8 protein-coding genes are annotated in these 5,673 nt (G+C 70.8%); 2 read left to right on the top strand and 6 right to left on the bottom strand.

Annotated elements, in window-relative coordinates:
• The 4 genes from AB0C29_RS30705 to AB0C29_RS30690 form a co-directional block, all read right to left on the bottom strand.
• Positions 1 to 319: glutamine amidotransferase-related protein (locus AB0C29_RS30705; RefSeq protein ID WP_360827410.1), on the bottom strand; the 319-nt coding region annotated here is incomplete at its 3' end.
• A 57-nt stretch (positions 320 to 376) separates the two neighbouring features.
• Entirely contained in the window at positions 377 to 763 is a 387-nt protein-coding gene (locus tag AB0C29_RS30700) for a VOC family protein (protein ID WP_360827407.1), read from the bottom strand.
• A gap of 71 nt (positions 764 to 834) precedes the next feature.
• Positions 835 to 1,281: a GNAT family N-acetyltransferase gene (locus AB0C29_RS30695; RefSeq protein ID WP_360827405.1), complete on the bottom strand. Its 447-nt coding sequence runs from the start codon at positions 1,279 to 1,281 to the stop codon at positions 835 to 837.
• A gap of 34 nt (positions 1,282 to 1,315) precedes the next feature.
• The gene (locus AB0C29_RS30690; protein ID WP_360827402.1) at positions 1,316 to 2,014 is read right to left on the bottom strand and encodes a YafY family protein; all 699 of its coding nucleotides are present in this window, start codon (positions 2,012 to 2,014) and stop codon (positions 1,316 to 1,318) included.
• A 60-nt stretch (positions 2,015 to 2,074) separates the two neighbouring features.
• Between AB0C29_RS30690 and AB0C29_RS30685 the strand changes: the two genes are divergently transcribed.
• Positions 2,075 to 3,238, top strand: coding sequence for a low temperature requirement protein A (locus AB0C29_RS30685; protein WP_360827399.1), 1,164 nt, complete (start codon positions 2,075 to 2,077; stop codon positions 3,236 to 3,238).
• Positions 3,239 to 3,327: 89 nt separating this feature from the next.
• Here the strand turns inward: AB0C29_RS30685 and AB0C29_RS30680 are convergent, their stop codons facing one another.
• Both AB0C29_RS30680 and AB0C29_RS30675 read right to left on the bottom strand, forming a co-directional pair.
• The gene (locus tag AB0C29_RS30680) at positions 3,328 to 3,753 is read right to left on the bottom strand and encodes a DUF350 domain-containing protein (RefSeq protein WP_360827396.1); all 426 of its coding nucleotides are present in this window, start codon (positions 3,751 to 3,753) and stop codon (positions 3,328 to 3,330) included.
• 83 nt (positions 3,754 to 3,836) lie between these two features.
• Positions 3,837 to 5,189 carry a glutamine synthetase family protein gene (locus AB0C29_RS30675; RefSeq protein ID WP_360548346.1) on the bottom strand — a complete coding sequence of 451 codons (1,353 nt, stop codon included), beginning with the start codon at positions 5,187 to 5,189 and terminating at the stop codon, positions 3,837 to 3,839.
• Between the two features lie 166 nt (positions 5,190 to 5,355).
• Here AB0C29_RS30675 and AB0C29_RS30670 point away from each other — a divergent pair.
• The coding region (locus AB0C29_RS30670) for a nitrilase-related carbon-nitrogen hydrolase (protein WP_360827393.1) at positions 5,356 to 5,673 on the top strand (318 nt) is incomplete at its 3' end.

Below are 5,673 nucleotides of genomic sequence, written 5' to 3'. Positions count from 1 at the left end.
CCAGGCCGCCGTGCGCGGTCGCGAGCAGCTGCCCGCCGAGGCAGACCCCGAGCGTGGGCACGTGGTGGCGGACCGCCTTGCGCAGCAGCCCCTCCACCGCGGGGAACCAGGACGCGCCCGGATCACCCGCGGCGTTCGGATAGGCGCTCTGGTCGCCGCCGAGCACGATCAGAGCCACGTGCTCGTCCAGCGTCTCGGGCAGCGGGTCGCCCGCGTGCGGGCGCACGACGGTCAGCTCCAGGCCGGCCTCGGTGAGCCACTCACCCAGCCTGCGGAGATCGTCGGACGGATCGTTCTCGATTACCAGCGCTGTACCCACGCTCCGAGGCTATCGGGTGGGACCGACACCGGACCCCGGCCCACCCGTTCCCGTCGTTCAGCTGTCGTGGCTCGCCGGGGGCGTGAAGATCCCGAAGTGGTTGCCGGACGGGTCCAGCAGGTGCGCGAAGGTCAGCCCGCCCGGCTCGGTCACCGGCTCGACCAGTACCTTGCCCCCGGCGGCCTCGGCCTGCCGGCAGGTCGCGGCGGTGTCGGCGACCAGCACGGTGAAGACCGCGTAGTTCGGGACCTTCCCGCCGGTGGCGTAGAGGCCGCCGCGGATGCTCTCGGCGGCGGGCGTCGTGATGATCCGGTACGGCGCCCCGTCGGCCGCCGTCGAGTCGTCGTCATCACCGAAGGTCCAGCCCAGCACCTCGCCGTAGAACCGTTCCACCTCGGCGGGCCGGTCGGTGCCGATCTCGAACCATCCGATGCCGTTGTTCATGGTCGTCTCCTTCTCTGCTCAGGTCGTTGTGATGACCTTCGCGGAGCCGGGCGACAACCCCCTGTCGGTGTTTACGACCTCGTCCAGCGGGCCACGACCTCGTCGTCGTCCACCTCTCCGGTCTCGACGAAGCCCAGCGAGGCGTACAGCGCCCGGGCCGCCTTGTTGTCCGGGGAGTAGCTGAGGGCGACGTTCGGGCAGTCCGGGTCGGCGGCCAGCCGCTCCACCAGCGCGCCGATCATGGCCCGGCCGATCCCGGTGCGCTGGCGCGCGGCGTCCACCACCACCCCGCCGATCCAGCGGCTGCGGTCGTCGTCGATCCCCCACATGCAGAAGCCGACGACCTCCCCGTCACGCACGGCGGCGAGCGGCTGCCAGGTGTCGCCGTAGTTGCACAGGCAGAGGTAGTAGGTGACGGCGTTGACGAACTCCCGCTGGTCGGGATGCACGGTGAGGGCGGCACAGGACCGCCAGTTGGCGGCGGTCACGGCTTCGAGGGTGAGATTCACGCCCGGCATCCTCGCCGACGGCGGGCGGGCGGGTCGACCGGTTTCAGCCCAGAGTCAGCTGCGTCACCACGTGGTGGGGGATGTCCAGCTCACCGGGGGTCAGCCGGCGCGGCGGGACAGCCTCGGCGGTCATGGTCACGGTGCTGATCCGATCGGTACGGAACGCGCGTACGGCGGCGCGCATCCGGCACCAGGCCACCAGGTACCAGTGGGTGGGGCTGCCCACGTACCCCAGGGGCTCGATCTCGCGGACGGTGGCGGCACCGGCGCGGTCGCCGTACCCGATGCGCAGCACACGCCGCTCGGAGAGTGCGTCGGCGACGAGCCGGGGCATCGGGGCAACCGGCCCGTCGCGACCGACCAGATGGACCCGCGTGGCCAGCTCGCGCGCCGCGCAGGCGTCGTCCTCCCGCATCGCGGCGACCAGCTTGTGCAGGGCAGAGCGCGCGGCCGACCGGAACGGCGTGCCGTCCAGACTCTGCAGGGCCAGCGCCATGGCGACGGCCTCGGCGGGAGTGAGATTGACCGGCGGCAGGGTGCGGGTGCGGTCGAGGCAGTAGCCGCCGGTGCGCCCGGGCTCGGCATAGATCGGCACGCCGGTCTGCTGCAACGCGGAGATGTCCCGCTCGATGGTGCGCGCCGACACCTCGAACCGCAGGGCGAGCCAGCGCGCACTCCGGGGCCGGGGCGCGACGGCCCGCAACTCCTCGACGAGTCCGTAGAGCCGGTCGGTACGGTTCACGCCGGAGACGCTAGCCGCGGGGTACGACAGAATCCCGCCCCGGCCCCTAGGCTGCGGGCCATGACGGAATCAGCGACCGCCGCGCCGGAGTCCGGGGTCCGGGTGTCGACGTTGGAGCTCTTCTTCGACCTCGTCTTCGTCTTCACGATCACCCAGCTGACCGAGACGCTCGCCGAGCACATCACCCTGGCCACCCTGGGCGACGTGATGCTGATGCTCTTCGTCATCTGGTGGATGTATTCGGGATACGCCTGGCTGACCAACGCGGTCGCCCCGAACAGCTCCGTCCGGCGCACCCTGCTGCTGGCCGGCATGGCCGGTTTCCTGGTGATGGCCCTGGCGGTGCCCGAAGCCTTCGGCGAGTACGGCTGGCTCTTCGGCGTCAGCTATCTCGTGGTGAACCTGGTCCACTCGGCGCTGTTCCTGCAGGCCGGTCCCGCGGCGCGCAAGGCGATGCGGCAGCTGGCCCCGCTCAACATCCTGGCCGCCCTGCTGGTGCTGACCGGCGGACTGCTGCCCGAGCCGTACCGGCACCTGTGCTGGATCGCCGCGCCGCTGGTGCAGATCGCCGCCGGTTACGTGCACGACATCGAGATGCACTCGATCCTGGCCGGGCACTTCGTCGAGCGGCACGGCCTGGTGATGATCGTCGCGATCGGCGAGTCGATCGTCGCCATCGGGCTCGGCTTCCGCGGGGTCCACCTCGGCGGCGGGGCGATCCTGGTGGCGGTCCTGGGCCTCTGCATCGCCTACTACCTGTGGTGGATCTACTTCGCCGGCGACAACGACCGCTCCGAGCACGTCCTGGCCGGCACGACCGATCCGCGGCGGCGCGCCCGGCTCGCGCTCGACGGCTGGGGGTACGCGCACTACGTGATGCTGCTCGGCGTGGTCGTGCTCGCCGTCGGCATCAAGAAGACGGTCGGGCACGCCTTCGAGCCGCTGCACTGGGGTGAGGCGATCGCCCTGGCCGGCGGGGTCGCGATCTATCAGCTCGGGCACGCGGGCTTCCTGCTGCGGCTCGGCATCGGCGGCTGGCGGCACCGCGTCGTGGCCGCGCTCGTCGTGCTGGCGACCATCCCGCTCGGGCACGTGGTGGCGGTGGCCCAGCTCGCCGCGATCCCGCTGATCATGGCCGCGGCCGCGATCATCGAGGACCTGCCGGGCATGCGGCGCAGCGGCAGCACGGCGATCAGCGACTTCGGGCGTACCCCGGGCTCCTGAGAACCCGGGGAGCCGCCGGCCGGCGACTCCCCGGGCCGATCACGCTTTCCCCAGGCCGGGCTTTCCAGCGAGCGAGCCGGCGAGCCGGGTCAGGCGATGCAGGCGCAGACGATCAGCGCCGCGCCGAAGTGCGAGGCCGCGCTGACCGTGGCTCCCGGGTGCCGGTCCGGGGTGCAGATGACCTCGCCCAGCTTGCCGGGGGTCATCCAGTCCAGCACCACGAACGCCGCGGCCATGACCGCGATGCCCAGCAGGCCGAAGATCACCGTGGACGCCAGGCCCCGGCCGAACTCGTCGTAGCTGGTGAAGATCGCCGTGAAGACGATCAGCGCGATGCCGAGCTGGTTCGCCGCGAGCAGCAGGGCGGCGTTCGGGTTGCGCTCCACCCAGATCAGGTCCCGCAGCTTGCCCGGGGTCAGCAGGTCGACCAGCAGAAAGCCGACAGCCATCAGCCCGATACCGACCAGGCCGAACACAACACTGCGCCCGGCACCCTCAAGCAGATCTTCCAGCACGGCTTCTCCCTCGTCACGACGTCAGAGGGCACCGTATCGGACCAGCGCACTCCGGTGATCCACCGCCGGGCCGATTGTGGATATCAGAGGGCGCCGAGATAGCGCTGACGCTCGTACGGCGTGACCTCGCGACGGTACTGCTCCCACTCCTGCCGCTTGTTGCGCAGGAAGAAGTCGAAGACATGCTCGCCCAGCACCTCGGGGATCAGCTCCGACTTGGCCATCACGTCGATCGCCTCGGCCAGGTTTTCCGGCAGGGCGTCGTAACCGGCCGCCTTGCGCTCGGCCGGCGAGAGCGACCAGACGTCGTCCTCGGCGCCCGGGGGCAGCTCGTAGCCCTCCTCGATGCCCTTGAGGCCGGCCCCGAGCATGACCGCGAAGGCCAGGTACGGGTTGGTCGCCGAGTCCAGCGAGCGGACCTCGACCCGGGCCGAGTTGGGCTTGCCGAAGGCGGGCACCCGCACCAGGGCGGAACGGTTCAGCGCGCCCCAGCTGACGAACGCCGGCGACTCGGTGATCCGGTCGGGCAGCTGCATCGGGAAGAGCCGCTTGTAGGAGTTGACCCACTGGTTGGTGACCGCGGTGTACTCCCGGGCGTGCACGAGCAGGCCGGCGATGAACGCGCGGGCCGTCTTCGACAGCTTCAGCGGGTCCTCGCCGTCGTGGAAGGCGTTGCGCTCGCCCTCGAACAGCGACAGGTGCGTGTGCATGCCGCTGCCGGGCTGGTCCGTGTACGGCTTCGGCATGAACGTCGCGCGTACGCCCTGGGAGAGCGCGACCTCCTTGACGACGTGCCGGAAGGTCATGATGTTGTCGGCCGTGGTCAGAGCGTCCGCGTACCGCAGGTCGATCTCCTGCTGGCCGGGGGCGACCTCGTGGTGGCTGAACTCGACGGAGATGCCGATCCGCTCCAGGGCGAGCACGGCCTGCCGGCGGAAGTCGCGGGCGACCGAGTGCGTGGTGTGGTCGAAGTAGCCGCCGCCGTCGACCGGGATCGGCACCGAGCCGTCCAGCGGGCCGTCCTGGACCAGGAAGAACTCGACCTCGGGGTGGGTGTAGAAGGTGAAGCCCTTCTCGGCCGCCTTGGCGAGCATCCGGCGCAGCACGTGCCGCGGGTCGGCCCACGCCGCGCTGCCGTCGGGCAGCAGGATGTCGCAGAACATCCGGGCGCTCTCGCCGCTGGCGCCGCCCTCGAACGGGAAGACCTGGAACGTGGTGGGGTCGGGCATGGCGACCATGTCGGACTCGGAGACCCGGGCGAAGCCCTCGATGGCCGAGCCGTCGATGCCGATGCCCTCCTCGAAGGCGGACTCCAGCTCCGCGGGCGCCACCGACACGCTCTTGAGCGTGCCGAGCACGTCGGTGAACCAAAGCCGGACAAAACGGATGTCGCGCTCTTCGAGCGTACGAAGCACGAACTCCTGCTGTCGGTCCACGTCAACCCCTCGTACTTGCCGGCGCTCAGTCTCTCCCGGTCTCGTTACGCCGAGATTACGCTGACCATGGCCCGCGGGCTGCCCCCGGGTAAGGCCCGACGTCGATTACAGACGGTACGGCAGGGGACGGCGGTACGGGACGCCAACGCTGGGGAAGAATAGCGTCATGCCTTCGTTGCGCGTCGCTCTCGCCCAGGTGAACTCCACCGTCGGGGACATCCCCGGCAACGCCGCGGCTGTCCGGCACTGGTCCCGGGTGGCCGCCGACGCCGAGGCCCAGCTGGTGGCCTTCCCGGAGATGATGCTCACCGGCTATCCGATCGAGGACCTGGTGTTCCGGGACTCGTTCGTGCGGGCGTCGCAGGGCGCGCTGCGTACGCTGGCCGCCGACCTGGCCGCGGACGGCCTGGGCGACATCGCCGTGGTGGTGGGTTACGTCGACGCCGACGGCCCGGCGCCGACCAGCGCCGACGCCGTGCCCGGC

The sequence above is a fragment of the Actinoplanes sp. NPDC048791 genome, assembly GCF_040650095.1.
Taxonomy (GTDB): Bacteria; Actinomycetota; Actinomycetes; order Mycobacteriales; family Micromonosporaceae; genus Actinoplanes.
This window is presented reverse-complemented; position numbering and strand designations above follow the sequence as displayed.

What these genes read in the sequence shown, in the direction of transcription:
- AB0C29_RS30700 (WP_360827407.1), bottom strand. Translation starts at nt 763, where the DNA reads ATGAACAACGGCATCGGATGGTTCGAGATCGGCACCGACCGGCCCGCC.
- AB0C29_RS30695 (WP_360827405.1), bottom strand. Translation starts at nt 1,281, where the DNA reads ATGCCGGGCGTGAATCTCACCCTCGAAGCCGTGACCGCCGCCAACTGG.
- AB0C29_RS30685 (WP_360827399.1), top strand. Translation starts at nt 2,075, where the DNA reads ATGACGGAATCAGCGACCGCCGCGCCGGAGTCCGGGGTCCGGGTGTCG.